Genomic DNA, 25,767 nt, shown 5'->3' on the forward strand with positions numbered 1-25,767 from the left:
GCGCACCCGTGTGACCACAAGGGAAACTTTGGCACGACATCATTGCTCGAAGTGGAATTATGCTGGTGAGAGGCTCCGGTCTGCCTTTTCCGCCGCCCCGGTCGGTGCCGTCAGAGGACCTGATCGACGGTGTAGGCGATGCCCCGCTCCACCAGCCGCCCCGATCCGACGCAGACGATGCCGTTGAGCCACGCGTAGGACTCGGCGCCGGTCTCGAAGAGGGGGGTGGTCCTGAAGTAGTAGTGCGCGGGGTCGATCCGGTGCCGCTCCGAAGGGTCGGCCAGCGCCTCGCGCACCGGGCGCGGGGCGACCCAGCGGCCCCCGTACGTCATGTGCAGGAGGGCGCCGTCATGGGTGCGCAGCGTCAGGCGCACATCGAGGCGCATGGTTCCCTCGGCGTCGAACAGCGCCCAGTCCCCGCCGCCGGGGAGGACTTCGCCGTGCAGCTCGGGCCCGTGAAAGGTGCCGCCCGCCGCGCCGAACAGGACACGACGGCCGAACGGGCCTTTGCCGAAGGGCAGTTGGGGGCAGAGATCGACGGCCATGTCGAAGAGGTGCGCGGTACGGATCCCGCCGGACGCGTTCATTCGGGGGCAGGGCGCCGTCATGCCGAGCCGCCGCTCGCGGGAAGGGGGAAGAGCGTCCGCCGGACCGCGTCCGTCGAGACACCCGACTGTGCGCACAGGGTGGCCAGATCGAAGAAGAAGCGTTCTCCCGCGATCAGGTCGTCCTTGAAGGTGAACTGAATGAACACGGGGACCTCGGCCCGCTCCCCTCGTGGGTGGACCCCGAACCGGCTGCCCGTCATGGTCATCCGGGCCGTACCCCAGGAAACCAGGGTGGCGCCGTCGCTCGCATGGCCGTCCAAGGTGACCTCGTAGTCCGGGAACGAGGCGAAGAACCGTCGTAACGCCCGGTCGTTCTCGGCCGGGCCGCGCGCCGTGGTGCCGAACGGCGGTACCTCCAGCACGAATTCGGGGTGCAGCAGCCTGAGGGCTGCGGGCACGTCCTGTCTGCTCTTGGCCACGGCGAGGGCCTGCGCCAGCTCCATCATGCGTGGTCCGTCCATAGGAGAGCCTCCTCTGAAGTCATCAAGGAACCTAAACATACGATCGGTCGTACTCTTGGGCAAGAGCTTGGCATGGGAGGATGGGGTCGATGAACGAGCGCACAGGGCAACGGAGTTCACGCGGCGCGGCGGCGGACGCCGGAGCAGCACGGCCGGCGGCAGCGGTCGAGGACGTGACGGACCAGCGCCTGCTGCGCGGTCTGCGCACACGGCGCAGGATCGCCCGGCGCGGCGTCGACATCGCCTCGCTCGAAGGGCTGAGCGGACTGAGCATCGGCCGCCTCGCGAGCGATCTGGAGCTCAGCAAGAGCGGCATTCAGACGCTCTTCACGACCAAGGAGAAAGTCCAGCTCGCGGTCGCGGAGTCGGCCCGCGAGGCGTTCGCCGAGGCCGTCGTCCTTCCGGCGCGGGCCGCCGGGCCGGGAGCGGCGCGGCTGCGCGCGCTGACGGACCTGTGGACCGCCTACGCCGAGGCGCCCCTGTTCCCCGGCGGCTGCTTCTGGGCGGCCGCCCTCCCCGACTTCGACAGCAGGCCCGGCGCGGTGCGCGACGCGCTCCTGGCCCACCGCAGCGGATGGCTCGCCCTGCTCGCCGGCGAACTGCGGTACGCGGCGGAGGCGCACGAGATCGCCGCGCTGGACCCGGAGTTCACCGCCTTCCAGATCGACGCGGTCCTGACGGCGACCAACACCGCGCTGCGCCTCGGCGAAGCCGGTGCGGTGGATCGGGCACGCCGGGTGATCGACGGCTTCCTGACGCCCGTGCGTGCGGGTCGCCCGCGCTCCTAGGTGAGCGTGATCCTCAGCTCGTACGGCCGGCCGGTGCTGATCGCTTCGGCCTGCTCGTACAGGTCGGCCGGTGTGAAGCCGAGCAGCGCCCGATCGGCGGCGCGGCGCAGCAGTGGCACGATGCGGGCGGGGGCCTCGCCGCGGTGGGTGTCGGCCAGTTCGGCGAAGGCCTGCTGGTACGAGGAGCCGTGACGCGTCGAGCCGTCGGCGAGCAGCCGCGGGAGCGCGTCCTTGTCGATGCTGATGTTGCCCATGACCACTCCCTCGCTTGCTGGCCCCGGCCGCTCCGGTCCCACCTCTCCGACGCTAGAGGCAGGCACTGACAATCCGGCCGCCGCGCGGTCGAGCTACGCCTCAAGAGCGCCCGTGCGCGGTTTTCTTCGTCGCCCTGCGACGTCGCCATGCAACGGACAAAACAGCACTGCCATGCACGGGACCGCGTGCCCCTTTGGGATGTCGAATTCAATTACATCCCCCGCGCCCTAATACACCCACCCCGCACTCGCCCCACAGGTAATTCACAGATGGGGCGTACAGAAGAACGACGCGGCGCCTTCCGTCAGGTTTCGACAGAAAGCGCCGCGCCGTTTTTTATGACCTCTTGGGAGATGCCTCGCCAACTTTTTGCGAGGCTTCCCGGCTGCTTAGCGGTGGCAGACCTTGTGCGCCTTGTGCCACGTCTTGGTCCAGTACCCCGGGTGGACCCGGCCGTGCCGGTCGCGCGTGGGCTTGTGCCAGGTCTTCGTCCAGTACCCCTTCACTACGTGGCACTTCTGCTTGCCGCCGTGGGCCGCAGCGACCGTGTGCTGCGGCGCCGCCTCGGCGACTCCGACCGAGGAGAAAGCCACTCCTGCGGCGAGTGCGGCCGTAGCAGCACCGAGAGCGACGGCACGCTTGACGCCTTCAATCATGACTCCACCTTTCTGTTCTTCACCACTGTCCTACGGGTTGGACAACGACAGTTTTATCACCGATACCCGTAGGCAATACGGGGGACGGTCGGGCGCGCGGGAGCATTAACCAGTTGCGAGTTAAACCACGCGCGCCCCCAGAAAGGCGACCCGTCTTTCGTGTTCACCGTGGCACGGTGTTCCATTCCGGAACGACGGCAAAGTCGGGGACATGACATTAGTGGTCCTGCGTTCAGCACCCTGCACCCTCGACCCCCCGCCACCATTTCGCCCGCACAGCGCGGCGCCCGCGGGCGTTCAGGCCGCGGGCGCCGTACCGGGGGTGGTCGCGGGCGTCTAGCGCCGGCGGCGGCCCGCCCAGCCGCTGCCGATGCCCGCCACGTGCAGGGCCAGCAGCGCCAGCCCGATCAGCATGACGTTCGTGGAAGTGAACACATCATTGGTCGACATGTCCGCGGCGTTGATCAGGAACGCGATCGCGAACAGTACCGCCGCGCCTATGGCCAGCATGGCATCTCCCCTATCCGGTTGATGCCCGGCGGGTACCCCCTGCTCACCAGCGGGAACCCCCGCCCGTCCCGGCCACTTCCCTCCGACGGCGGAAGGCCTGCCCGGCTCGCACGGGCCGCGGAAACACGAAAGGCGAGGAGAACCATCTCCTCGCCTGTCTCAAGGTATAGCGCACATGGGGGCTTGCGGCAAGGCCCCCGGTACGGCGCACAATCGTCGGCCGAGGCCCCCACCTGCGCAAACCACGGACGGCAGGGGTGGGCCCGCGACCAGGACACGCACGGCAAGAGGTTCGACGGAGACGGGGGCGCCGGTGGTTCGATCACATACCGCGGTACGGACCGACGGCCGCCTCGGAGGGATCGCAGTGGACGAGCAGTACGTGTGGGATCTGCAGGAGATCGACGAGGGCCGGATCGCGATGGTGGGAGGCAAGGCCGCCCACCTGGGCGCGCTCTCCCGGATCGAGGGTGTGGAGGTGCCCGGCGGTTTCTGTGTGACGACGGCGGCCTTCCGCCGGGTCGTGGAGCGGGCGGCGTCGCTCGGCGAACTGCTCGACCGGCTGGCGGGGCTGCGCCCGGACGACCGGGAAGGGCTGCGCACGCTCAGCGCGGAGATTCGCCGGACCATCGAGGAGAGCGAGGTCCCGCAGGACATCGCGGTGGCCGTCACCGCAGCGCTCGGCCGGCACGGCGAGGACGCCGCCTACGCCGTCAGGTCGAGCGCGACCGCCGAGGACCTGCCCACGGCGTCCTTCGCCGGACAGCAGGACACCTACTTGAACGTCCTGGGCACGGCGGCCGTTCTGAAGGACATCGGCCGGTGCTGGGCCTCGCTGTTCACCGAGCGGGCGGTGAGCTACCGGCAGCGCAACGGCATCGACCACCGCACGGTCCACATGGCGGTGGTCGTGCAGCGCATGGTGCTGCCGGAGGCGTCCGGCATCCTGTTCACGGCCGACCCCGTCTCGGGCAACCGCACGGTGGCCACCGTGGACGCCGGATTCGGCCTCGGTGAGGCGCTGGTGTCCGGTCTGGTGAACCCGGACGTCTTCCGGGTGCGGGGCGACGAGGTGATCGAACGGACGATCGCCGCCAAGGAACGGGCGGTCCGGGCCCTGCCGTCGGGCGGCACGGAGGAGGTGGCGGTCGACCCCGAGCAGCGGGAGCGACCGTCCCTGACGGATGATCAGGCCGTACGGCTCGTGCGGCTCGGCCGGCGGATCGAGGCGCACTTCGGCAGCCCGCAGGACATCGAATGGTGCCGGGTGGGCGACGGCTTCCACATCGTGCAGAGCCGGCCCATCACGACCCTGTTCCCCGTCCCCGAGCGCGACGACCAGGACCACCGTGTGTACCTCTCGGTCGGCCATCAGCAGATGATGACCGACACCATGAAGCCGCTCGGCGTGTCCCTGTGGCAGCACACGGCCATGGTGCCCATGCACGAGGCCGGCGGGCGGCTGTTCGTCGACGTCACCCCGCGCCTCGCCGAGCCGGAGAGCCGCGCCGGTCTCCTCGAACTCATGGGCAGGGGCGACCCGTTGACCCGGGACGCGCTGGAGACCGTCATCGGTCGAGGTGACTTCGGCGCGTCGGATCCGGCTCGGGACACGACCTCCGAGCCCTCGCCCACTGACACCGCCCTGCCGGCCCAACCCGATCCGGCGATCGTGGCCGAACTGATCGAGCGCAGCCGGGCGTCCCTCGCCGAACTGGAGCGCGGCATCCGGGACAAGACCGGGCCCGCCCTCTTCGACTTCCTGCTCGACGCCTTCGAGGAGCACAAGCGCGTGGTCAGCGCGCCGCCGAACTTCCCGGCCATCATGGCCGGGATGGACGCCACCTGGTGGCTCAACGACCGGCTGCAGGAGTGGCTCGGCGAGAAGAACGTGGCGGACACCCTCACGCTCTCCGCCCCCGACAACATCACCTCGGAGATGGGGCTCGCGCTGCTCGACGTCGCGGACGCGGTCCGTCCACACCCGGAGGTGGTGGCGTACCTCCAGAACGTCGAGGACGAGGACTTCCTCGACGGGCTGACGCAGGTGAAGGGCGGCGCGCAGGCACGCGCGGCCATCGAGGCCTATCTCGACCGGTACGGGATGCGCTGCGTCGGCGAGATCGACATCACCCGGCCACGCTGGAGCGAACGCCCCAGCACTCTCGTACCGGTGATCCTCGACAACGTCCGGAACTTCGAACCGGGCGCCGCCGCGCGCCGGTTCGAGCAGGGCCTGCGGAGGGCGCGAGAGAAGGAGCAGGACGTTCTCACCCGGCTGCGGGCGCTGCCGGACGGTGAGCGCAGGGCGGCCGACACCCAGCGGATGATCGACCAGGTGCGCGCCTTCATCGGGTACCGGGAGTATCCGAAGTACAACATCGTCAGCCGTTACTTCGTCTACAAGAAGGCCCTCATGGCGGAGGCCCAACGCCTCGTGCGGGACGGGGTGTTGGCGGAGCCGGAGGACGCCTTCCACCTGACGTTCCCGGAACTGCGCGAGGTCGTGGCGTCCCGCCGGGTGGACGAACGGCTCATCGAGCGGCGCAAGGAGACGTTCCGGACGTACGAGACGCTCACCCCGCCCCGGGTGCTCACCTCGGACGGCGAGGCGCTCACCGGTGCCTACCGGCGCGACGACGTGCCGGCCGGGGCCCTGGTGGGACTACCCGTCTCCGCCGGGACCGTCGAGGGGCGGGCCCGGGTGATCCTGGACATGGCGGACGCGGTCCTGGGGGCGGGCGACATCCTGGTCACGACGTTCACCGACCCGAGCTGGTCGCCGTTGTTCGTGGGGATCGCGGGCCTGGTGACCGAGGTGGGCGGGCTGATGACGCACGGCGCGGTGATCGCCCGCGAGTACGGACTGCCCGCCGTCGTGGGCGTGGAACGGGCCACCCGGCTGATCCGGGACGGGCAGCGGATCCGGGTGCACGGGACGGACGGCTTCATCGAGATTTTGGCCGAGGAGGCGTAGGAGCCGAGGAGGCGTAGGAGCCGAGGAGGCGTAGGACGTGCTGTGCCCGGGTGCACCGCGCCCGGGCACAGCACCTGTGGTCCTAGCGCGTCACGACCGCGCCGTCGTAGACGTGGTCGGGCGTGATGATCCCGGTGATCGCGCGGGCCAGCAGCGTGGACGGCTCCGCGCCGCCGGCGGTCGAGTCGGTGTTGATCATGATGACCATCGTGGCCTTCTCGGCGGGCAGGTAGACCGTCACGGTCTCGTAGCCCGGGATGGACCCGTTGTGCCCGATCCATCCGTTGGCGTTGAGGATCCCCAGCCCGTAGCTGGTTCCGGGGAAGCCGGTCGGCAGCGTCTTGAGGCGCTGGGCCTGGGTCTCGCGGCTGAGCAGTTCACCGGTGGCGACGACCTTCGCCCAGCGCCGCAGGTCCTCCAGGTTGGAGATCATCGAGCCGGCCGCCCAGGCCCAACTGGGGTTCCAGTGCGTCGAGTCGGCGGTCTCGCCGCTGAGCGTCTGGTCGGTGTAGCCGTGGGGGTGCGGCTGGGGGAATTCCGCGCCGTGCGGCATCAGGGTGCCGCGCAGGCCGACCGGGTCCACGATCCGGTGGTGGATCACGTCGGCGAGGCGGTGTCCGGTGACCTTCTCCACGACCAGACCGAGCAGGATCAGGTTGGAGTTGGAGTACTGGAACTCCTCGCCCGGCGCGAAGGTGTTCTCGTGCTTGAAGCCGTACGCGAGCACCTCGTGCGGGGTGAAGGTGCGGTGCGGGTCGCTCAGCAGGTCATGGACGAAGTCCGCGTCCGAGCTGTAGGGGAACAGGCCGCTGCGCATTTCGGCGAGATGGCGCAGGGTGATCTGCCTGCCGTTCGGCACACCGTGGATGTACTCGGCGATGGGGTCGTCGAGGCGGACCCGGTGCTCGTCCACGAGTTGCAGCAGTGCGGTGACCGTGAAGGTCTTGGTCTCGCTGCCGATCCGGACGAAGGAGTCGGTGGCCATCGGCCGGCCGGTGTCGGTGTTGGCCACACCGGTGGCCCGGACGTAGCTTCCCTTGCCCGGCATCCACAGCCCGACGACGACGCCGGGGATGTTCGCCTGCCGGCGGACGTCCTCGATCGCCTTGTCCAACCGGGCGGTCAGCCGGTGGCCGAGTCCGCCGTGCTCGTGGTCGTCCTGGTCGTGCCGGACGGCGTCGATGGTGCCGACGGCGGTCGCGGGGGCGGCGGAAGCGGGCGCCATCGGAGCCAGGACGGACGCCACCAGAAGCGTGGCGGCGAACAGCCGGCGGCGGGGGGTACGACGCATGGATACGCCTCTTTCGGTCACGTCTTTCAGTCACGGTCGTGAAGATCGGACTGAGCATGACCACGCGGGGACGCCGCGAGGGGCCTGGCGAAGCCGTGTTCCGGAGAGTCCACTCATTCGGTTCCATGCCTCGTACGGGAACGGGCGGGGGCAGGCCAGGAAGGAGGGTGAGAAAAGGGCATGAGAAAAGGCCGGGGCGGTGCGCCCCGGCCTTTTCTTCCTGCCGCCGGATTTGTCCGCCGCGCCGGAACTCACACGAGTTCTGGCTGGGGCCCTGGCTGCGGTTCGCGCTGCCGAACGATCGCGGCCCGCGGTTCCCAGGCCTTCGTGGTCCGGATGAAGAGATGGATGACCGAAAGCGTCGCGAGCAGCAACAGCGGTCCGAACACCCACGGGTGCTGGGCCATCGTCATCGAAAGGTAGCGATAGGAGAGCAGCAGGGCGGTGAAGACCACCGAGCCGTAAACCACCAGCTGCGTTCCCGACCGGTCCCAGCCGCGCGCGAGCGCGCGCAGTGCCGCCTCGATCGTGAGCGCGAAGACCACTCCGGCGATGATGTCCGTGCCGTAGTGATAACCGAATCCCAGCGTCGCACCCAGCGTCGCGATCAGCCAGAAAGCACCGGCGATGCGCAGCAGCCTCGGGCCCTTGCGGGAATGGATGAAGATCGTGGTCGCCCAGGCGGTATGCAGACTGGGCATGCAATTGCGCGGGGTGTACTCGTTGAACGGCATGTGGTGCGGCACGCTGATCGAGGCCGAGTTCGGCCACACATTCGCCACCGCCCAGTGCCCGCCGTCCGCACCGTACGCGAAAATGGGTCCGACCACCGGGTAGATCATGTAGAACGCGGGCCCCAGGAGGCCGATCACCAGGAACGTACGCACGAGGTGGTGGGCCGGGAAGCGCCGTTCGGTGGACACGTGGCGCAGCTGGTAGAGCGCGACGATGACCGCGGCCACGGCGAGCTGGATGTAGACGTAGTCGAGGATGTGCGCGCCGACGGTGCCGGTGGACCTGACGAACCGGCCCACCAGCCAGGACGGATTGCCCAGGGCGTGATCGGCGGTCGCCACGTACTGGTCGAGCACGGTCGGACGGGTCTTCGACGTGATGAGCAGCCAGGTGTCACCGGTCTTGCGGCCGGCGACCAGCAGCAGACCAAGACCGATTCCCTTGAGGAGCAGCACTCGTTCCTGGCCGACGCGACGCGTGAAAGCGATGACGACGCAGGCCAGAATGACCCACAGGGCGCCGTTTCCGAACATCATCTTGGCGTCGACGGCCCAGCGGACCAGAAAGAAAACGATGTCGATGCCGACCGCGGCGGCGAGGGCGATGAGTCTCTGTCGCCAGGTGAGCACCACCATCATCAGTGCCATGCTGGCGTACAGCAGCGGTCCGGATTTCGGGGCGAAGATCACCTCTTTCGCCTGATTGGTGATCGGCCCCGGCTGGCCGTAATGACGCGCCGCGATTTCCAGCACGATGAGGAACCCGAGGGCCACCACGACCACCGCAGCCCACAGCAGCACCCGTGGCCGGCGCCACGCGGACGGAATTTTATTGTTTATTCGCGAAGGCGTTCGCGATGATATGGAAGTCAATTGTTTGGCCGATGTGCTAGATGTCAGTTGGCGGGTCACTCTTCGTGCTGGATGGCGGGGCTCCGGTGAAGGACGGGCGCCGAGGACGATCGTCATCAGCGCCGATCATGTTATCCGAGTGAGGCGGGTGTGTTCACTGCGCACGGGTACATCAGGGACGACCGGGCCCGCGCTCGCGGGACGCGCGAGGCACCGAGAGCCGCGCCGACCCGCTCCCCCGCGTCGCGGCGATCATCACCGGCCGCCCATCGGCGAGTTGACGCCCCTGGGGACATCGCGTTGACCGGCGTGCATTTCGGACCGCACCCGTCGCGCGACGCCCTGTGATGACGTGCGCACCGCGGCGGAGAGGGCTACCGATTGCAGGCACGATTTTGCCGAAGTCCGGTGCGGAAGTGGTCGAGCGCGGATCGAGGGGCGGGGCCGTGCCAGGGCTGCCCGGGGGTTGGCGGTCCGCGCGTCATGTCGGTCCGCTGCTCCGGGAGAGGCCGCTGCCCCGGAAACACATCGCGCGGCTATTCACCCTTCCCTGACCGGCATTCGGCAGAGAAATACCACCCAATGCGGCGCCGCGATTCGCCGGGAATTATGAGCAGCCCACACGAATTGAATTACCCGAACAGAGCGTCCACCCCGAAAGGAAACTTTCAGCCGCCGTCGGCGATCAGTGGACGCAGATGGTCGTAGGCCCAGGCCGCGAGGGTGGTCGGTGTCGTGGTCCTGACGGTTCGCGGCTGTTCGGGGACGAAGTCCTCGCGGAGGCCGGTCGACATGCCGAGGACCGCGTCGGCCATGCCGTCGGGCATGCCCGCGTCGCGGAGTTGGGCGTGCATCGCGTCGTCGGTGATGCGCTCGACGTCGATCGGGCGACCGGTGGCGGCGGTGAGGATCTCGGCGACCTCGCGCCAGGTGAGGTCGGCCGGGCCGTGCACCGCTTGGACGCACCGCCCGGACCAGGCGTCCGAGAGGAGCCGGGTGACGGCCACCTCCGCGATGTCGCGCGGGGCCACCCATGCCATGGGCTGGTCGAGGGGCAGGACCACGTGAAGGCGGCCGGCCCGTACGGCGTCGAGCTGAAGGTCGAGGTTGGTGAAGAAGTAGCCGCAGCGCAGGTGGGTGACGTGGACGCCGGTGGCGTCCAGGGCGGTCTCCGTGTGGGCCAGTCCGTCGATCTCCCCGGCCCCGTGGCGTTTCTCCGCGCCGACGCTGCTCTGGAAGACGACGCGTCCGATCCGGTTCTCGGTGACCGCGCGGACGACGGCGGCGGTGGCCCGGGCGTAGTCGGCGAGCGGGTCGGCACTGGCGGTGCTGGGGTCCACCCAGTACAGGGCGTCGATGTCGCGCGTGGCGGCCGCGACCGCGTCGGCGTCGTACTGGTCGACCCGCACGGCGTCCACCTCTTCATGAAGACCGGGCGCCAGCCGACCGGGGTCGCGCAGCAGGACCCGGGGTCGGACCCCCGCGCGCACCAGGGCGGCGACGACATGACGGCCGACATTGCCGGTCGGGGTGGTGACGGCGATCCTCATGGCTGCTTCTTCCTCCCGTGCGGTGTCCGGGCCGGGGCCCGCGGCCGTGCCCCGCTGCCCCAGGCTAGGACCAGACGCGGCCCCTTCCTGTCCTCCTCTCCTGGCACGCTGGGACCCATGGATCCCGATCCGACGAGCAGAACCCTGACCATGCTGACCCTGCTGCGGGGCGGTGGCGAGTGGGCGGCCGGCGAGCTCGCCGAGCGGCTCGGCACGAGCGTGCGGACGGTTCGGCGCGATGTGCGGCGGCTGCGGCGGCTCGGCTACGCCGTCGAGGCCCGGCCGGGGCCCGGCAGCGTCTACCGGCTGGTCCCGGACGTGCGGGTGCCGCCGCTCCTGTTCACCGCCGACGAGATCAGCGCGATGGTGGCGGGGCTGCGGCTCGTCCGCGCCTGGTCCCCCGACGAGGACGTGGCGTCGAGCGCGCTGCTCAAGCTCGACCAGATCCTGCCCAGGCCACTGCGTCGGCGTGCCGCCGCGACCGACTTGGCGACGGAGGTGCTGGAACAGCCCGCGGCGACGCTCACCGCGGCGACCGTCGGCGTGATCGCGGACGCGGTGGCCGCGGACGGCAGGCTGCGGTTCCGCTACACCGATCGCACAGGGGTGGCATCGACGCGCCTGGTGGAGCCGTATCGCCACTTCCTGCGGGCCGGACGGTGGTACCTCATCGCCTTCGACGTCGACCGCGACGACTGGCGGGCGTTCCGCCTCGACCGCGTGGCGGACGTCGCCGCGGTGGCGGGCACGCATCCGCCCCGCGACTTCCCCGACCCCTCCATCGAGCACTGGCTGACCACGGACTTCGGCCGCGCGCCCGGGGGCCGGACGGCAGCCGCCGATCCGGACGGCAGCCGCAGCGGACCCTGACCGGCCGGCTCACCGCGCCGGTGGCAGCAGCCGTACCGTGCCGCCCTTGGGCAGCTTGGCCCACCAGTGGTGGTGCCGGCTGTAGGGCATCGCCTCGCGGGCGGCGAGGAGGTGGGTCAGCGAGCGGGCCTCGTCGGCGAGCGCGTCCCAGGTGGCCCGGGGAAGCCGCTCGAAGGCGGTCACCTCGATCCCCTTGTCGGTGGGGCGCCACACCCCGGCGACGAAACCGTCCACGAGGAGGGTGGGCAGCACATCACCATTGGTGCGGATCACGGTGGCGCGGTGGGCGGCCGGAATCACGCGGCCGCGCTCCGCGTGGGCCAGCAGAACGCTGTCCCACATGCCGATGAGCCGGGGCGGGGCCGGGGTGTCCGCGGACGGGCGGGGCGCGCCGGGCAGGTCCAACAGGGCGCTCCCGTCCGGTCCTTGAAGGTGTTCGACGGTGTCGTCCAGAGCGCGCAGGGCCTCGCGCACGGCGGTTCGCCGCACCATCGCGAACTGGGCGATGTCGGCCACCGACGCGGGCCCGAACCCGGTCAGATACCGGACGATCAGAGCCCGCAGCGCGTCCAGGTCCGGCTCGGGGCCGGCCGGCGCGGGCCGGGGGTCGTCGGCGGTGGCCGCGATGAAGGACGGGCGGTACCCGAAGGACCAGGCCCCACCGGTCGGGGCGTGGTGCAGCGGCGCGTACGCCCGCAGCCCCCACCAGCCGCCCTCCAGCCGCTCGGCGCCGAGCCGCCCCTCGATCCAGGTCTTCATCTCGGCCATGGTGCGCGGCTGTTGGGCGAACTCCAGGAGTTCCGGGATCAGCTCGTCGGCGTCCGCCGGTGTCAGACCGGCGGCGGCGTAGCGGTACCCGAGGCGGGAGGCGTACAGCGTGGGCCGCAGCGCCGCGCGAAAACCCGGGTAGTCCTCGGCGAGCACGGCGTGCAGGGTGATCCGCATCAGCGTGGCCTTGACGACGGAGCGCCGGGCGAAGGCCTCGTCCAGGGCCGCGGGGTCGAAGTCCTCAAGCCGGTTCCAGAGCGCGATGTACGGGGAGGCCGGGTGCTGCGCCTGGAGGGCGACCAGCTGCCTCATGGCGTCCGGCAGGCTCAACGAGGCTCGCTCCAGGAGCAGTTGACGGCTCAGGGTGGCACGGTTGAGCTCCCGCTCGCTGATCTTCATGGCCGGGATTCTGCCGCAGCCGCTCCCACCCGGCCAGCACCGTCGCGCGGTCGCCACGGCGGGCAATGAGATGGTCAAGCGTTGGCCATCGAGGTCAAGTTTGGCGCACATACGGAATTCATAAGCATCCGCAGGAATAGTCGCCCAGGGAAACAGGTTCAAGCCACACGTACCGCCAGGTGCCGCCGCCGACCCCACCCCGCCTCCGGAGGCTCCGTAATGTCCCAGCCGACGACCGACCAGCAGGCCGCAGCACGCGGCACCCGCGGTGTCGTCCCCGTCCTCGCCTTCGCCGGTATCACGGTCGCGGTGATGCAGACCCTGCTCGTGCCGGTCATCAAGGACCTGCCCGAGCTGCTCAGCACCTCGCCCTCCAACGCCACCTGGGTCATGACCTCGACGCTGCTGGCCGGCGCCGTGGCCACCCCGATCATGGGCCGCCTCGGCGACCTGTACGGCAAGCGCCGCATGCTCCTGACCAGCCTCGCCATCATGGTCGTCGGATCGCTGGTCGCCGGCTTCACCAGCGACCTCGTCGTGATGATCGCCGGGCGCGCCCTCCAGGGCTTCGCGATGGGCGCCATCCCGCTGGGCATCGGCCTCATGCGCGACGAGCTGCCCCGCGAGAAGCTCGGCTCGGCCATGGCCCTCATGAGTTCCTCCATAGGCGTGGGCGGCGGGCTCGCGCTCCCGCTCGCCGCCCTGGTCGCCCAGCACGCCGACTGGCACGCGCTGTTCTTCGGCTCGGCGGGCCTGGGCGCGGTGGCCATCGCGCTCACGCTCGCGTTCGTCCCGGAGAGCAGGGTCAAGGCGGAGGGCACCTTTGACGTACTCGGCGCGCTCGGCCTCTCCGCGGGCCTCGTCCTGCTGCTGCTCCCGATCACCAAGGGCAGTGACTGGGGCTGGGGTTCGACCACCACGCTCGGACTGCTCGGCGCCTCCGTCCTGGTCCTCGCCCTGTGGGGCGTGATGGAGCTGCGCGTCAAGGCGCCGCTGGTCAACCTGCGCACCTCGGCCCGGCGCGAGGTACTGCTCACCAACCTCGCCTCCACCATGGTCGGCGTCGCCTTCTACGCCATCTCGCTCGTCCTGCCCCAGCTGCTCCAGCTGCCCTCCGCCACCGGTTACGGCCTCGGCCGGTCGATGGTGGTCGCGGGTCTGTGCGTGGCGCCGCTGGGTCTGACGATGATGCTGACCGCCCCGGTCTACGCCCGCCTCTCGGCCAAGTACGGGCCGAAGACCACCCTCATCCTCGGCATGCTGATCATCGGCATCGGGTACGGGGCCGGGCTCGGCCTGATGAGCGCGGCCTGGCAGACCGTGGTCATCTCGGTCGTGGTCGGCGCGGGCATCGGCCTCGCCTACTCCTCGCTGCCGGCGCTGATCATCGGCGCCGTCGACCCGTCCGAGACCGGCGCGGCCAACGGGCTCAACACCTTGATGCGCTCCATCGGCACGTCCGTGTCGAGCGCCGTCATCGGCATGGTGCTGGCCAACACCTCGCAGGACTTCGGTCCGGTGGCGCTGCCGACCATGCACGGCTTCCGCGTCTCGTTCCTGATCGCGACGGCCGCCGTGGCGGGCGGGCTCGTGCTCGCCGTGTTCCTGCCCAAGGGCCGTCCCTCCGCCAAGCCCCAACTGCGGGCCAGCAGCGAGGAGGACGCCGTCCTGGAACGGGTCACCGAGGCGCTGGCCGCCTTCCACGGGCAGGTCGTCGGCGCGTCCGGCGCGCCCGTGGCCCACGCCAAGGTCACCCTGATCGACCACCGCGGCCGGCAGGCGGGTTCCGCCCACACCGACGAGAGCGGCCGGTACGCGGTGCCGGTTCCGCGGGGCGGCGCCTATGTGCTGGCCGCGACGGCCGCCGGCCACGCGCCGCTCGCGTCCTCGGCCACCCATCACGGCGGCGACGGCCCGGTGACGGTGGATCTGGCTCTGCCGGTGCCGGCCCTGTAGGCCGTACGGCGGCGCACAGGTGAGGCCCCGGGGGCGCGGAGAGATCCGCGCCGCCCGGGGCCTCACTGCCGCTCGGACACCGGCCGCCGCACCAGATAGACGGCCGCCCCGCACGCGAGCAGGGCCATGCAGCCGATGAACACGAGCCCCGCCCCCTCCAGGCCGAGCGGCCCGACCAGCAGGCCCACCCCGATCACCGGCAACGAGATCCCGGTGTAGGCCACCACGAACAGGGTGGAGATGACGGCCGCGCGCCGGTCCTCCGGGGACGCCTCGGCCACCGCCGACAGGGCCGCGCGGAAAGTGAGCCCCTGCCCGCAGCCGCCGACCACCGCGCTCAGCACGATCAGCGGCAGCAGATCCCAGCGCAGCGCGCCCGCGAGCAGCGCGAGACCGCCGAGCAGGGTGACACAGCCCACCGGCAGCGAGCGGCGCAGCCCGAACCGGCCGACGGCCAGCTGTCCGGCGGTCGAGGCGAAGAAGGCGAGCGCGACGACGAGCCCGCTCGCGGCATGGTTGTGGACGTCGAGCGACTCGGCGAGGAAGGCCGGGCTCACCGAGGTGAAGACCCCGAACAGCGCGAAGCACACGAAGGACGCGATGGCCGCGGGCACGAACACCGGGCGCACCTGGGCGGGCAGCCCCGGCCGCTGGGTCCGCACGGAGCTCAGCGGGCGTGGTGCGCGTACGGTCTCCGGCAGCCACAGGACGACGGCGACCGAGCAGGCCACCAGCGCCAGGTGCACGATGAACGGCAGGTACAGCGGCCAGTCGGCGTACTGGGCGAGCAGCCCCGCGAGCAGCGGGCCGCAGCCGAGCCCGCCCATGTTGGCGGCCGTCGCCACGAACGTGGCGCGCGCGGCGCCGCCGCGGGGCGCCAGATCCATCACGTACGCCGTGGCCGCCCCGGTGAACAGACCGGCGGACAGGCCGGAGAACAGCCGGCCCGCGTACAGCCAGCCCAGTGCGGAGGCGCCGAGGAAGCAGGCCGCGCTCGCGGCGGCGAAGCCGAGTCCCCACAGCAGTACGGGCCGACGGCCCACGGTGTCCGACACGTTGCCGGCGAGCAGGAGGACGCCGATGACCCCGAAGGCGTACACCGCGTACACCACCGTGACCATCAGCTCGGAGAAGCCGAACTTGTCCTGGTAGAGGCCGTAGAGCGGGGTCGGCAGCGTGGTGCCCGCCATGCAGACGGCGAACACCGCTCCGGCGAGCAGGCAGGGACGCCATCGGCGGAGATCACCGTTCATGGCACCGCCGGTGACGGCGCGCCCGGGGCGGACCGGGGACGCGGGTGCGGGTCATGTCAGTCCCGCCGGTCCTTGCGGTCCCGCTCGTCGGTGTGGTGCAGATGGGGCAGATGGCCCTGGCGCAGTTGCAGCCAGACGTCCCGCGCCCTGCGGCCCGCGTGGGTGCGGCTGCGCGCCACCATCTCGCGGGCCTCCTCCTCGGACTCGACCATCGCCGACGAGCCGCGCAGCGGTTTGCCCGCGGTCTCGCGCAGGAACAGCGCCGAGATCACCCCGATCACGCCGGCCACCATCAGGTAGTAGGCGGGGACGAGTTCGTTGCCGGTCGAGTTGACCAGGGCGGAGGCGATGAGCGGGGTCGTGCCGCCGAACACGGAGACGGAGAGGTTGAAGGCGAGCGAGAGTCCGCCGTAGCGCAGATGGGTGGGGAAGAGCGCGGGCAGGGTGGCGGCGCTCGTGCCCGCGAAGCACACCAGGAGCAGGCCGAGGACGACGCAGCCGATGGCGGGCAGGACGATGCCGCCCTGCCGGATGAGCTGGAAGACGGGCACCGCGAGGACCACCATCGCGATCCCGCCCCACAGGAACAGCGGCCGGCGCCCGTACCGGTCCGAGGAGCGGCCCACCGCGGTGATGGTGAGGACGACGAGGACCATGGTGGCGAGCACGAGGAGCTGGGCGGTGAGTTCGGACTGGCCCAGGGTGGTGCTCATATAGGTCGGCAGATAGGACGTCACCATGTAGTTGGTGACGTTGTAGAGCAGGACGAGGCCGATGCACACGAGCATGGCCTGCCAGTGGTGGGTGAAGACCTCCTTGAGGCGTCCGCGTCCGGACATGCGGGCCTGCTCCAGGCGCTCTTCCTCCTCGGGCGTGGCTCCGCCGCGCGCCGCCGCCTGCCGCCCTCGTTCCTCGGCCTCCTGGAACGCGGGCGTCTCGTCGAGCTTGAGCCGCATGTAGAGGCCGATGAGCCCGAGGGGCCCGGCGATGTAGAACGGGATGCGCCAGCCCCAGTCGAGCATCTGCTGCTCCGACAGGACGCCGGTCAGGACGGTGACGAGTCCCGAGCCGAGTGAGTACCCGACGAAGGTGCCGAAGTCGAGCCAGCTGCCGAGGAAGCCGCGGATGCGGTCGGGCGAGTACTCGGCGATGTACGTGGTGGCGCCCGCGTACTCGCCACCCGTGGAGAAGCCCTGCACGAGACGGCAGACGAGGAGCAGGATCGGGGCGGCGAGTCCGATCGAGTTGTAGCCCGGCAGGAAGCCCACCGCGAAGGTGCTGGCCGCCATCATGATCATGGTGACGGCGAGGACCTTCTGGCGTCCCACCCGGTCGCCGAGCGGCCCGAACACGAGCCCGCCGATCGGCCGCACGACGAAGGCCGCGGCGAACGTGGCGAACGTGGAGATGACCTGGGCGCCGGGCGAACTCGACGGGAAGAACACCTTGCCGAGGGTGGCGGCCACATAGGCGTAGACACCGAAGTCGAACCACTCCATGGTGTTGCCGAGGGCCGCCGCGGACACGGCCCGGCGGACGGCCGGCTTGTCGGCCACCATGACGTCGTCCGCGCTCAGGCTCTTCTTGCGCCGGCGCAGCAACGTCCGCACCATGCGCTCGGTCTGCGGACTTCCCGAGCCGAACCCGCGACCCTGCTGACCCGGGGGTGTGGGCCCCCGCCTGCTTGATTTCATGGGCACCTGTGCGTCGTCGTCGGTGGTCCGGACCGTGTCGCGCGGGCGGTACGGAGTACCTTCCGCGCAACGGACGCATGTCCGGTACGTGGCATACGTACCCCAACTCTCCACTGCGGGCGCCCTGTGCGCACCGCGAGCGCGAACGCGGCGTGTTGCCCCGGTCCGCCTTCCCGTACCGCGGCCCCGTAACCCCACCCGCCCCGCCCGCCCCGAACCGGCGGCCTTCGGCCGAACGGGCGAATGGTCAACTATCGGCATGCCAAAACCGACGGACCGCTTCTTCGCGGCGCTCGACCGCTTCCACGCGGCCCACCCGTGGGACCACAACGCCCATTACCACCGCTGGATCCTGCGTCAACTGCCCCGTTCCTTCGGGAGCGCCCTGGACATCGGCTCGGGCAGCGGCGACCTGGCCCGGCTGCTCGCCCACCGGGCCGACTCGGTGTGCGCTGTGGACGCGGATGCCTCGATCGTGGCCCGGGCGCGGGCGCTCACACCGCCGGCGTCGGCGGTGACCTTCACCGTGGGGGACGCGCGGGGCGCCCTGCCGCCGGGCCCGTTCGACGTCATCACCTGTGTCGCCACGCTGCACCACCTGCCGTTCGCCGAGGCGCTGGTGAGCATGCGCCGGCGGCTTGCGCCCGGCGGGACCCTGGTGGTCGTCGGGCTCGCCCGGGCCCGCACCCCGGGGGACCATCTGCTGGGCCTGGCGGCGATGGTGATGAACGTGGTGATGGCATGGCTCAAGAACCGGGGCCGCAGGGCCCCTCGGCCGGTCTCCATGACCGCGCCCACCCGGGCCGCGGACATGACCTTCGCCGAGATCGCCGACGGGGCCCGCCGGCTGCTGCCGGGGGCCCGGTTGCGGCGGCGGCTCTTCTGGCGCTACACGCTGGTCTGGCGTCGGGCCGGCTGAGCCGCACGGCGGCAGCCGGGGCGTCCGGCCGGATGCGGCGCGCGCCGTACGGTGGGGGGGCCGGTCGCATGCGGCGCGCGCCGTGCCGGTCGGGGGGGCCGGTCGCACGGCGCTTCGTGGTGCAGGGCGGTCAGGCGAGGCCCAGGAGCCTTGCCCACTCCTCAAGGGCGGGCTTCTCCGCGAGGTCGGCGAACGCCGTGTCCACGCCGTGGGTCTCGCGCCAGCGGCCCACGAGCGTCATCAGGCGCACCGAATCGAGGCCGTAGTCGACGAGGTTCTCGTCGAGCGGGATGTCGGCCGGGTCCTCGCCGAGGACGTCGGCGACATCGGCCCGCAGCTGTTCCAGAGTCAGTGCCATGGGTCAGTTGCCTTCCAGGACGGTGTCGGTGGTGGTCACGACGGCGCACTTGCCGGCCGCCCAGCGCAACGCCATCGCGTGGTCCTCGGCCGAGAAGTCGGCGACGGCGTCGGCGACCAGGAAGGCCTGGATGTCCCGCATCCAGGCGTCGCAGGCGGTCATCAGGACGCCGATGTGGGCGTAGACGCCGGTGATGACCACCTGGTCGCGGCCCTGCTCGCGCAGCCGCTCCAGCAGGTCGGTGCGGACGAATCCGCTGTACTTCCACTTGGTCAGCACGGTGTCGCCGGGGCCGGGGGCCACCGCGTCGGCGATGGCCTCGGCGTGCGGGTCGGCCGGCAGGCCCGGGCCCCAGAAGTCCTGCTGGAGGCCGCGCTCCTCGGGGCTCTGGCCGCCGGGCTGCGCGGTGTAGAGGACGGGGATGCCTAGACGGTCGGCCTCCCGCTTCAACCGGGCCACGTTGGCGAGGAGTTCGGGCACCGGCGCGGCCTCGGTGTCGAAGGCCGCCAGGAAGTAGTTCTGCAGGTCGTGCACGAGGAGCACGGCGCGGGAGGGCTCGACCTTCCAGTCGACCCGGTTGCCGGGCAGGTCCCCGGGGGTCGGCATGGGATAGGAGGCGATGGCGGGCAGGGCCATGGTGCGGGGCGTTCCGTTCGGGAAAGGGGGGTTTGTGGGGCGGGGGGTGCGGCGAGGTGGGGCGGGGTGAGATGGGCCGGAGCCTGGCGGGGCGGGGTTACTCGGCGGGGGCGACCGCCGCGGCCCGCAGGTCCTTCTTGGAGATCTTGCCGACGCCGGTCTGCGGGAAGACCGTGACGAACTCGACCCGGTCGGGCACCTTGTAGGCGGCGAGCCCGCGTTCGCGGACGAACCGCTTGATGGCGACCGGCTTCAGGGGTTCGGCCTCGCGGCGCAGGATCACATAGGCGCAGGTGCGTTCGCCGAGGTAGTCGTCCGGTTCGCCCACCACGTTGGCGTCGTGCACCGAGGGGTGGGCGAGGATGTGGTTCTCTACCTCCTCCGCCGCGATCTTCTCGCCGCCCCGGTTGATCTGGTCCTTGGCCCGTCCCTCGACCACGAGGTGGCCGGTCGGGGTGCGTCGTACGACGTCGCCGGTGCGGTAGAAGCCGTCCGCGGTGAAGGACCGCGCGTTGTGCTCGGGCGCCTTCCAGTAGCCGCGGATGGTGTACGGGCCGCGGGTGAGGAGGTGGCCGGTCTCGCCGTCGGGGAGGTCGGTGTCGTGGTCGTCGACCACGCGGATCTCGTCGTCCGGGGAGATCGGCAGCCCCTGGGTGGTGACGATGGTCTCCTCGGGGTCGTCCAGGCGGGTGTAGTTCACCAGGCCCTCGGCCATGCCGAAGACCTGCTGGAGGGTGCAGCCCAGGGCCGGACGCACCCGGCGGGCCGCCTCCTCGCTGAACTTGGCCCCGCCCACCAGGAGGACGTCGAGGCTGGAGAGGTCGTACGGGGTGCTCGGGGCGGCGTCCGTCCACAGCAGGGCGAGCGGTGGTACGAGGCCGGTGAGGGTGACCCGTTCGCGCTCGATGAGCTCGAACGCGGTCTCGGGCGCGGGCTGCGGGCAGAGCACCACGCGGGCGCCCGCGTAGAGCGCGCCGAGCGAACCGGGCGACGACAGCGGGAAGTTGTGCGCCGCGGGCAGCGCGACCAGGTAGACGCTGTCCTCGGTGACGCCGCAGATCTCGTTGGAGCCGCGCAGCGAGTAGATGTAGTCGTCGTGGGTGCGCGGGATGAGTTTGGGCACCCCCGTGCTGCCGCCCGACAGCTGGAGGAAGGCGAGGTCGCCGGGGGCGGGGCCGTCCAGGTCGACGGGTTCGGCCGGCACGTCGGCCAGCGCCTCGAACGCGCCGGGGTCTCCCCCGGTCACGAACACATGGCGCAGGGTGGGTACTTGGGCCCGCACCTCGGCCGCGAGGACGCGGTAGTCGTAGCCGCCGTGTTCGGCGGCGATGACGTAGGCGACGGCATCGGTGAACGCGCAGAAGTAGCCGATCTCGCTCTCGCGGTGCGCGGGCAGCGCGAAGACCGGCAGGGCGCCGATGCGGAAGAGCGCGAAGACCACCTCGAAGAACTCGGCGGTGTTGGGCAGTTGGACCACGACGCGGTCGCCCTTGGCGATGCCGCGCGCGACCATCCCGGCGGCGAGCCGGTCGGCGCGGTGGTCCAGTTCGGCGTACGTCCAGCGGCGGTCGGCCGCCGGGTCCACCACGGCCACGCGGTCGGGGTGGGCGGTGGCCCGGTCGCGCAGCATCCGGCCGAAGGTCTCGCCGCGCCACCAGCCTGCCGCGCGGTAGCGCTCCGCGAACTCCGCTGGCCAGGTGGGCGCCTGACGGTCCGTCACAGCTCGGCTCCGACGGCGTGCAGGAAGGTGCGGAACTTCGCGGCGGTCTCGGCGGTCTCGGCCTCCGGGACCGACGCGGCGACGACGCCCGCGCCGGCGTACAGGCGCAGGGAGCGCTCCTCGGCCTCGGCGCAGCGGATGGTGACGACCCACTCGCCGTTGCCGTCGGCGTCGCCCCACCCGACCATGCCGGTGAAGAAGCCGCGGTCGAAGCCCTCGGTCTCGCGGATGACGTCGCGGGCGACGGCGGTGGGGGTGCCGCACACGGCGGGGGTCGGCTGGAGCGCGCAGGCGAGTTCCATCGCCGAGGTGGCGGGCGAGGCCAGAGTGGCGGTGACCGTGGTGGACAGGTGCCACATGGTGGCGGTGCGCACCAGGGTGGGCTTGCCGGGCACGACCATGTCGACGCAGTACGGGGCGAGCGCCTGGTGCACGGCGTCCACGACGACGGCGTGTTCGTGCAGGTCCTTGGCGGACTCCAGGAGCGCGGCGGCCCGGCGCACGTCCTCGGCGAGGTCGGCGCTGCGGGGCGTGGAGCCGGCCAGCGGGTTGGAGACGACGCGGTTGCCGTGCCGGGACACCAGGAGTTCCGGGCTCGCGCCGAGCAGGGTCCGGCCGGTGCCGGTGGGCAGCGCGAAGGTGTAGCCGGAGGGGTCGCGGCGGGCCAGGCGCTGGAGCATCAGCGGGACGTCGAGCGGGTCGGGCGAGGTGAGTTCGAGGGTGCGCGCGAGCACGACCTTGCTGAACTCGCCCTGCCACATGCGCTCGACGGAGGCGGCGACGCCCGCGGCGTACGCCTCGGGCGAGGGCACCGCGCGGATCTGCCAGTCGGTGGGGGTGGGCCGGTCCGGGGGTAGCGCGATCAGCGGGTCGGCGCAGAGCGGCGGTGCGGTGCGCACGGTCTCCGGGACGGCCAGCGCGGCCGGCGCGGCCGGGTCGAAGGGCAGTGCGCCCATGACGACGGGGCCGGCCTGGCCCGCCGCCCTGGCCTCGGCGAGGGTGGCCGCGACGCGTTCGGCCAACGGCCGTTCGTCGTGCGGGACTTCGCGGTCCACGCCGTGACCGACGAGGGTGCGGGTGGGGGTCCCCAGGAAGCGGGCGCCGGGGGTGTAGGCGTCCAGGAGCGAGGTGGCGGCTCCTACGGCGGGGTGGGCCGGCTCGGCCGTGGGGATGTGCGTGGCGACTTCGGATGCCGTCGGCACGGGGGCTCCAATTCTCGATGGATCCAGGCGGATGCGGTGGAGTTGAGCGGTGGGAGGGCGAGCGGAGGCGTGGGCCGGGGTGAGGTCTGAGCGCGGGGCGGGGCCTCGGCACGCGGAGCGGCGGCTCAGCGCAGGGTGGCGCCGCCGTCGACGTAGAGCTCCTGCATGGTGATGTGGCGGGCCCGGTCCGACGCCAGGAAGACGACGGCGTCGGCGATGTCGCGCGGTTCGGCGATGCGGCGCAGCGGGATACCGGTGCGGTAGGTGTCGAGGTCTCCGGCGATGACGCGCGCGGGCGCGGTGTCGTCGGTCCACAGGGCCCGCTGCATGGGGGTGTCGGTGGAGCCGGGGGCCACGACGTTGCAGCGGACTCCGCTGCCCGCGAGTTCGAGGCCGAGGCACTTGGTGAACATGGCGGCGGCGGCCTTCGACGCGGCGTAGGCGGCCATGCCGGAGCGGGGGACGCCCGCCGCGTTGGAGCCGACGGTGACGATCGCGCCGGCTCCGCGTGCGGTCAGGTGCGGGGCGACGGCGCGGCAGGTGTGGAAGACGCCGGTGGTGTTGACGGCGAAGGTGTCCGCCCAGTCCTGGTCGCCGAGCTCGGCGGCCGGGCCGGGGCGCAGGATGCCCGCGACGTTCACCAGCACGTCCAGCGGCCCGAGTTCGCGCTCGATCCAGTCGACGGTGGTGTCGACGGAGGAGCGGTCGGTGACGTCCATGGCGCGGCCGGTGACGGTGCCGCCGTTCTCCGTGACGCCGGGTGCGTCGCCGGGGGCGGCCCTGTCGGTGGCCACGACATGGGCTCCCTCGGCGGCGAGCGCCGTGGCGACGGCGGCTCCGATGCCCTGGGCCGCTCCGGTCACCAGGGCGATGCGGCCGGCGAACTCGGCGCGGCCGTCCGGTATGTGGTCAGGCATCGGCATTCCTCCCCGTTCGTTAGGTGAGCCTAACCTAATACACTGCAGGTGCCCAGCCTTACCCGCCCTTTGCCTTTCGCATACCCCGTGAACACTTAGGCTAGCCTCACCTTATGCACACGCAGCGCACGGGACACCGCACCCCGTCCCCCCAACCCCCTTCGACCGGAGGGGCGTTGTCCGGCGAGCCGGAGAAGACCGCGAGCAGGGCCCCCCGGGGCCCGCGACCGGCCGCGTCCGAACCCTCGCGCCGCCGGCTGACCGCCACCGTGGCCTGCTGCGCGCTCGCCGTCCTCGCCCTGGCCGGCCTGTCGCTGTGCGTCGGCGCCGGAGAGGTCGGGGCGGGCGGGGTGGTCGACTACGTCCTGAACCGGGGCGGCGCCCGCTCCGACGCGCGCCTCGCGCTGGTCGTCGGAGATCTGCGGCTGCCGCGCACCTTCACCGCGCTGCTCGTGGGCGCGGCCCTCGGCGTGGCCGGCTGTCTGCTCCAGGCGGTCACCCGCAATCCGCTCGCCGAGACCGGGCTGCTCGGTGTGAACGCGGGAGCCTCCCTCGGTGTGGTGGCGGGGATCGCGCTGCTCGGCCTCGACTCCGGCTTCGCCTACCTGGCGTGCGCGTTCACCGGGGCCGTGGTCGCCAGCGGTCTGGTGCTGCTGATCGCGGGCGGACGCGGCGGGGGTTCGCCGATGCGGCTGGTGCTCGCGGGCTCCGCGCTCGGTGCCACCTTCGGCGGGCTCACCAGTGTGATCGTGGTCAACTCGGCCGAGACGTACGACCGGTTCAGGTTCTGGGTGCTCGGCTCGCTCGCCGGGGTGCAGGGCTTCGGCGCCCTCGAACGGCTCTTCCCGGTGCTGGCCGTCGGCTTCCTCGTCGCACTCCTGGTCGCCCGGCCGCTGTCCGCCCTCGCCCTCGGTGACGACCTCGCCCGCAGCCTCGGCCACCGCCCCCCGGTGATCCGCACCGTGGTCGCGGCGGGCGTGACGCTGCTCACGGCGGCGGCCGTCGCGCTGGCCGGGCCGATCTCCTTCCTCGGGCTGCTCGCGGGGTTCGTCGCCCGCGCCCTGGCGGGCACCCGCCTCGCGGTGCGGCTGCTGCTGGCCGGGCTGATCGGCGCGGGCGTCCTCATGGTCTCCGACGTGGCGGCCCGCGTGATCTCCCGCCCGTTCGAGGCGCCGGTCTCGGTGATCGTCGCCCTGATCGGCGCACCCGTCCTCATCGCCATCGTGCGCTCCAAGCAGCTGGCGACCATGGGCATGACGGAACCGGCCGCCGAGGAGACTCACCGCGGCGCCCGCCGGTCCCGGCCGCTCCGCCCGCGACTGCCCCGCCGCGCCGCGCGTCCCGGCCGGACGCGGCCCGCCGACACGTTCGTCGTGCGGCGCGGCCCGCTCTCGCTCCTCGTGCCCCGACGCGCCCTGCTGGTCTCGCTGCTCCTGGCCGCGCTGCTGCTGGTGGCCGTCACGCTGTCCGCGTACGCGGGGCAGAGCGATCTGAGCGTGGGGCGCACCTTCCGCGCGGTGTTCGGATACGGCGACCACTTCGACGTCCTGCTCGTGCAGAAGTTCCGGCTCGGCCGCATCGTCGCCGGACTCGCCGCCGGTGCCGCGCTCGGCCTGGCCGGCTGCCTCACCCAGACGCTCGCCCGCAACCGGCTCGCCACCCCCGAACTCCTCGGCGTCAACGACGGCGCCACCGCGGCCGTCCTGCTGTCCGTGACGTTCAGCGCGACGGGCACGTTCGGCGCCTGGTGGGCCGGGCCCGTCGGCGCGATCGTGGCCGCCCTCGTGGTGACCGTGGTCTCCGGCGGGCTCGGACAGCGCGGCTACCGGGTGCTCGTCGTCGGCCTCGCGATGTCCGCCCTGGCCTCCGCCGCCACCCAGGTCGTCCTGTCCCGCCGCTCCCTCAACTCGGCCGGTTCGCTGTACATCTGGACCTCCGGCAGCCTCAACGGGCGCAGCTACGCGGTGGCCGTGCCCGTCTTGATCGGGCTCGCCGTGCTCGTACCGCTCGCCCTGGCCGTCGCACGCCACCTCGGCATCCTCCGCTTCGACGACGCCACGGCCGCCTCCCTCGGGTCGGGGCCCGGCCGCACCCGCGCCGTCTGCCTGCTGCTGGCGGTCGCGCTCGCCGGTCTCGCCGTCGGCGTCAGCGGTCCCGTCGGCTTCGTCGCGCTCGCCTCCCCCGTCATCGCCTCCCGCCTCTCGGGCCCCCTGCGGGTGCCGCTCATGAGCTCGATGCTGACCGGCGCCACTCTGGTGGTCGCCGCCGACACCCTCGGCCGGATCGCCTTCTCGGGCTCCGAGCTGCCGGTCGGCGTGGTGACGACCGTGCTCGGCGGCCCCTTCCTGCTCTGGGTCCTGCTCGGCCGATCGGCCGCCACCCGTGTATGACCC

The 25,767-nt window shown here is 71.7% G+C and carries 22 protein-coding genes; 6 read left to right on the forward strand and 16 right to left on the reverse strand.

Annotated elements, in window-relative coordinates:
- Positions 1–110: 110 nt before the first annotated feature.
- Together ACGF3I_RS05200 and ACGF3I_RS05205 are read right to left on the reverse strand one after the other, a co-directional pair.
- The gene (locus ACGF3I_RS05200; RefSeq protein WP_393129219.1) at positions 111–587 is read right to left on the reverse strand and encodes a DUF3237 domain-containing protein; all 477 of its coding nucleotides are present in this window, start codon (positions 585–587) and stop codon (positions 111–113) included.
- A 17-nt stretch (positions 588–604) separates the two neighbouring features.
- Positions 605–1,069, reverse strand: coding sequence for an ester cyclase (locus ACGF3I_RS05205; protein WP_393129220.1), 465 nt, complete (start codon positions 1,067–1,069; stop codon positions 605–607).
- Positions 1,070–1,158: 89 nt separating this feature from the next.
- Here ACGF3I_RS05205 and ACGF3I_RS05210 point away from each other — a divergent pair, with 89 nt between their 5' ends.
- The gene (locus ACGF3I_RS05210) at positions 1,159–1,857 is read left to right on the forward strand and encodes a TetR family transcriptional regulator C-terminal domain-containing protein (RefSeq protein ID WP_393129221.1); all 699 of its coding nucleotides are present in this window, start codon (positions 1,159–1,161) and stop codon (positions 1,855–1,857) included.
- Here ACGF3I_RS05210 and ACGF3I_RS05215 read toward each other — a convergent pair.
- The 3 genes from ACGF3I_RS05215 to ACGF3I_RS05225 form a co-directional block, all read right to left on the reverse strand.
- Positions 1,854–2,111 carry a hypothetical protein gene (locus ACGF3I_RS05215; protein ID WP_393129222.1) on the reverse strand — a complete coding sequence of 86 codons (258 nt, stop codon included), beginning with the start codon at positions 2,109–2,111 and terminating at the stop codon, positions 1,854–1,856. The two genes, ACGF3I_RS05210 and ACGF3I_RS05215, sit on opposite strands and share 4 nt — an antisense overlap.
- 390 nt (positions 2,112–2,501) lie before the next feature.
- Positions 2,502–2,768 (reverse strand): hypothetical protein, encoded by a 267-nt coding sequence (locus tag ACGF3I_RS05220; RefSeq protein WP_393129223.1) that lies wholly within the window; start codon positions 2,766–2,768, stop codon positions 2,502–2,504.
- A 336-nt stretch (positions 2,769–3,104) separates the two neighbouring features.
- Entirely contained in the window at positions 3,105–3,278 is a 174-nt protein-coding gene (locus ACGF3I_RS05225; protein WP_393129224.1) for a hypothetical protein, read from the reverse strand.
- Positions 3,279–3,645: 367 nt separating this feature from the next.
- Between ACGF3I_RS05225 and rph the strand changes: the two genes are divergently transcribed.
- Positions 3,646–6,255 carry a rifamycin-inactivating phosphotransferase gene (rph, locus tag ACGF3I_RS05230; RefSeq protein ID WP_393129225.1) on the forward strand — a complete coding sequence of 870 codons (2,610 nt, stop codon included), beginning with the start codon at positions 3,646–3,648 and terminating at the stop codon, positions 6,253–6,255.
- Between the two features lie 82 nt (positions 6,256–6,337).
- Here the strand turns inward: rph and ACGF3I_RS05235 are convergent, their stop codons facing one another.
- The 3 genes from ACGF3I_RS05235 to ACGF3I_RS05245 form a co-directional block, all read right to left on the reverse strand.
- Positions 6,338–7,546, reverse strand: a complete 1,209-nt coding sequence (locus tag ACGF3I_RS05235) for a serine hydrolase domain-containing protein (protein ID WP_393129226.1) — start codon at positions 7,544–7,546, stop codon at positions 6,338–6,340.
- Between the two features lie 251 nt (positions 7,547–7,797).
- Positions 7,798–9,078 (reverse strand): phosphatase PAP2 family protein, encoded by a 1,281-nt coding sequence (locus tag ACGF3I_RS05240; RefSeq protein ID WP_393129708.1) that lies wholly within the window; start codon positions 9,076–9,078, stop codon positions 7,798–7,800.
- A 722-nt stretch (positions 9,079–9,800) separates the two neighbouring features.
- On the reverse strand, positions 9,801–10,682 hold the full coding sequence (locus ACGF3I_RS05245; RefSeq protein ID WP_393129227.1) for an NAD(P)H-binding protein: 882 nt from the start codon (positions 10,680–10,682) through the stop codon (positions 9,801–9,803).
- Between the two features lie 117 nt (positions 10,683–10,799).
- Between ACGF3I_RS05245 and ACGF3I_RS05250 the strand changes: the two genes are divergently transcribed.
- Positions 10,800–11,552 carry a helix-turn-helix transcriptional regulator gene (locus ACGF3I_RS05250; RefSeq protein WP_393129228.1) on the forward strand — a complete coding sequence of 251 codons (753 nt, stop codon included), beginning with the start codon at positions 10,800–10,802 and terminating at the stop codon, positions 11,550–11,552.
- A 9-nt stretch (positions 11,553–11,561) separates the two neighbouring features.
- Here the strand turns inward: ACGF3I_RS05250 and ACGF3I_RS05255 are convergent, their stop codons facing one another.
- Positions 11,562–12,719 carry a winged helix DNA-binding domain-containing protein gene (locus tag ACGF3I_RS05255; protein ID WP_393129229.1) on the reverse strand — a complete coding sequence of 386 codons (1,158 nt, stop codon included), beginning with the start codon at positions 12,717–12,719 and terminating at the stop codon, positions 11,562–11,564.
- A gap of 219 nt (positions 12,720–12,938) precedes the next feature.
- On the opposite strand from ACGF3I_RS05255, the gene ACGF3I_RS05260 reads away from it, so the two are divergent.
- A complete protein-coding gene (locus ACGF3I_RS05260; protein WP_393129230.1) occupies positions 12,939–14,675 on the forward strand; it encodes an MFS transporter in 1,737 nt (578 codons plus the stop codon).
- Positions 14,676–14,737: 62 nt separating this feature from the next.
- Here ACGF3I_RS05260 and ACGF3I_RS05265 read toward each other — a convergent pair whose 3' ends face one another.
- A complete protein-coding gene (locus ACGF3I_RS05265) occupies positions 14,738–15,928 on the reverse strand; it encodes an MFS transporter (RefSeq protein WP_393129231.1) in 1,191 nt (396 codons plus the stop codon).
- A gap of 56 nt (positions 15,929–15,984) precedes the next feature.
- On the reverse strand, positions 15,985–17,541 hold the full coding sequence (gene proP, locus ACGF3I_RS05270) for a glycine betaine/L-proline transporter ProP (protein ID WP_393129232.1): 1,557 nt from the start codon (positions 17,539–17,541) through the stop codon (positions 15,985–15,987).
- 340 nt (positions 17,542–17,881) lie between these two features.
- Between proP and ACGF3I_RS05275 the strand changes: the two genes are divergently transcribed.
- Complete coding sequence (locus ACGF3I_RS05275; RefSeq protein ID WP_393129233.1) at positions 17,882–18,541, forward strand: class I SAM-dependent methyltransferase; 660 nt, start codon at positions 17,882–17,884, stop codon at positions 18,539–18,541.
- 130 nt (positions 18,542–18,671) lie between these two features.
- On the opposite strand, the gene ACGF3I_RS05280 is transcribed toward ACGF3I_RS05275, so the two are convergent.
- The 5 genes from ACGF3I_RS05280 to ACGF3I_RS05300 form a co-directional block, all read right to left on the reverse strand.
- Positions 18,672–18,899, reverse strand: a complete 228-nt coding sequence (locus tag ACGF3I_RS05280) for a phosphopantetheine-binding protein (RefSeq protein ID WP_393129234.1) — start codon at positions 18,897–18,899, stop codon at positions 18,672–18,674.
- Positions 18,900–18,902: 3 nt separating this feature from the next.
- Complete coding sequence (locus tag ACGF3I_RS05285) at positions 18,903–19,535, reverse strand: isochorismatase family protein (RefSeq protein ID WP_393129235.1); 633 nt, start codon at positions 19,533–19,535, stop codon at positions 18,903–18,905.
- A 97-nt stretch (positions 19,536–19,632) separates the two neighbouring features.
- Positions 19,633–21,255, reverse strand: coding sequence for a (2,3-dihydroxybenzoyl)adenylate synthase (locus tag ACGF3I_RS05290; RefSeq protein ID WP_393129236.1), 1,623 nt, complete (start codon positions 21,253–21,255; stop codon positions 19,633–19,635).
- Positions 21,252–22,457, reverse strand: coding sequence for an isochorismate synthase DhbC (dhbC, locus tag ACGF3I_RS05295; protein ID WP_393129237.1), 1,206 nt, complete (start codon positions 22,455–22,457; stop codon positions 21,252–21,254). Before dhbC ends, ACGF3I_RS05290 begins: the two co-directional genes overlap by 4 nt.
- Before the next feature lie 125 nt (positions 22,458–22,582).
- On the reverse strand, positions 22,583–23,374 hold the full coding sequence (locus ACGF3I_RS05300) for a 2,3-dihydro-2,3-dihydroxybenzoate dehydrogenase (RefSeq protein ID WP_393129238.1): 792 nt from the start codon (positions 23,372–23,374) through the stop codon (positions 22,583–22,585).
- Positions 23,375–23,487: 113 nt separating this feature from the next.
- Between ACGF3I_RS05300 and fhuB the strand changes: the two genes are divergently transcribed.
- Complete coding sequence (gene fhuB / locus ACGF3I_RS05305) at positions 23,488–25,764, forward strand: Fe(3+)-hydroxamate ABC transporter permease FhuB (RefSeq protein WP_393129239.1); 2,277 nt, start codon at positions 23,488–23,490, stop codon at positions 25,762–25,764.
- The last annotated feature ends 3 nt before the right edge of the window (positions 25,765–25,767 follow it).

Source organism: Streptomyces sp. NPDC048111 (genome assembly GCF_043202815.1).
In the GTDB taxonomy this organism is placed as follows: Bacteria; Actinomycetota; Actinomycetes; order Streptomycetales; family Streptomycetaceae; genus Streptomyces.

Coding starts and splice junctions, on each gene's coding strand:
- ACGF3I_RS05200 (WP_393129219.1), bottom strand. CDS start 587: ATGAACGCGTCCGGCGGGATCCGTACCGCGCACCTCTTCGACATGGCC.
- ACGF3I_RS05205 (WP_393129220.1), bottom strand. CDS start 1,069: ATGGACGGACCACGCATGATGGAGCTGGCGCAGGCCCTCGCCGTGGCC.
- ACGF3I_RS05210 (WP_393129221.1), top strand. CDS start 1,159: ATGAACGAGCGCACAGGGCAACGGAGTTCACGCGGCGCGGCGGCGGAC.
- ACGF3I_RS05215 (WP_393129222.1), bottom strand. CDS start 2,111: ATGGGCAACATCAGCATCGACAAGGACGCGCTCCCGCGGCTGCTCGCC.
- ACGF3I_RS05220 (WP_393129223.1), bottom strand. CDS start 2,768: ATGATTGAAGGCGTCAAGCGTGCCGTCGCTCTCGGTGCTGCTACGGCC.
- ACGF3I_RS05225 (WP_393129224.1), bottom strand. CDS start 3,278: ATGCTGGCCATAGGCGCGGCGGTACTGTTCGCGATCGCGTTCCTGATC.
- ACGF3I_RS05235 (WP_393129226.1), bottom strand. CDS start 7,546: ATGCGTCGTACCCCCCGCCGCCGGCTGTTCGCCGCCACGCTTCTGGTG.
- ACGF3I_RS05245 (WP_393129227.1), bottom strand. CDS start 10,682: ATGAGGATCGCCGTCACCACCCCGACCGGCAATGTCGGCCGTCATGTC.
- ACGF3I_RS05250 (WP_393129228.1), top strand. CDS start 10,800: ATGGATCCCGATCCGACGAGCAGAACCCTGACCATGCTGACCCTGCTG.
- ACGF3I_RS05255 (WP_393129229.1), bottom strand. CDS start 12,719: ATGAAGATCAGCGAGCGGGAGCTCAACCGTGCCACCCTGAGCCGTCAA.
- ACGF3I_RS05260 (WP_393129230.1), top strand. CDS start 12,939: ATGTCCCAGCCGACGACCGACCAGCAGGCCGCAGCACGCGGCACCCGC.
- ACGF3I_RS05265 (WP_393129231.1), bottom strand. CDS start 15,928: ATGAACGGTGATCTCCGCCGATGGCGTCCCTGCCTGCTCGCCGGAGCG.
- proP (WP_393129232.1), bottom strand. CDS start 17,541: ATGGTGCGGACGTTGCTGCGCCGGCGCAAGAAGAGCCTGAGCGCGGAC.
- ACGF3I_RS05275 (WP_393129233.1), top strand. CDS start 17,882: ATGCCAAAACCGACGGACCGCTTCTTCGCGGCGCTCGACCGCTTCCAC.
- ACGF3I_RS05280 (WP_393129234.1), bottom strand. CDS start 18,899: ATGGCACTGACTCTGGAACAGCTGCGGGCCGATGTCGCCGACGTCCTC.
- ACGF3I_RS05285 (WP_393129235.1), bottom strand. CDS start 19,535: ATGGCCCTGCCCGCCATCGCCTCCTATCCCATGCCGACCCCCGGGGAC.
- ACGF3I_RS05300 (WP_393129238.1), bottom strand. CDS start 23,374: ATGCCTGACCACATACCGGACGGCCGCGCCGAGTTCGCCGGCCGCATC.
- fhuB (WP_393129239.1), top strand. CDS start 23,488: ATGCACACGCAGCGCACGGGACACCGCACCCCGTCCCCCCAACCCCCT.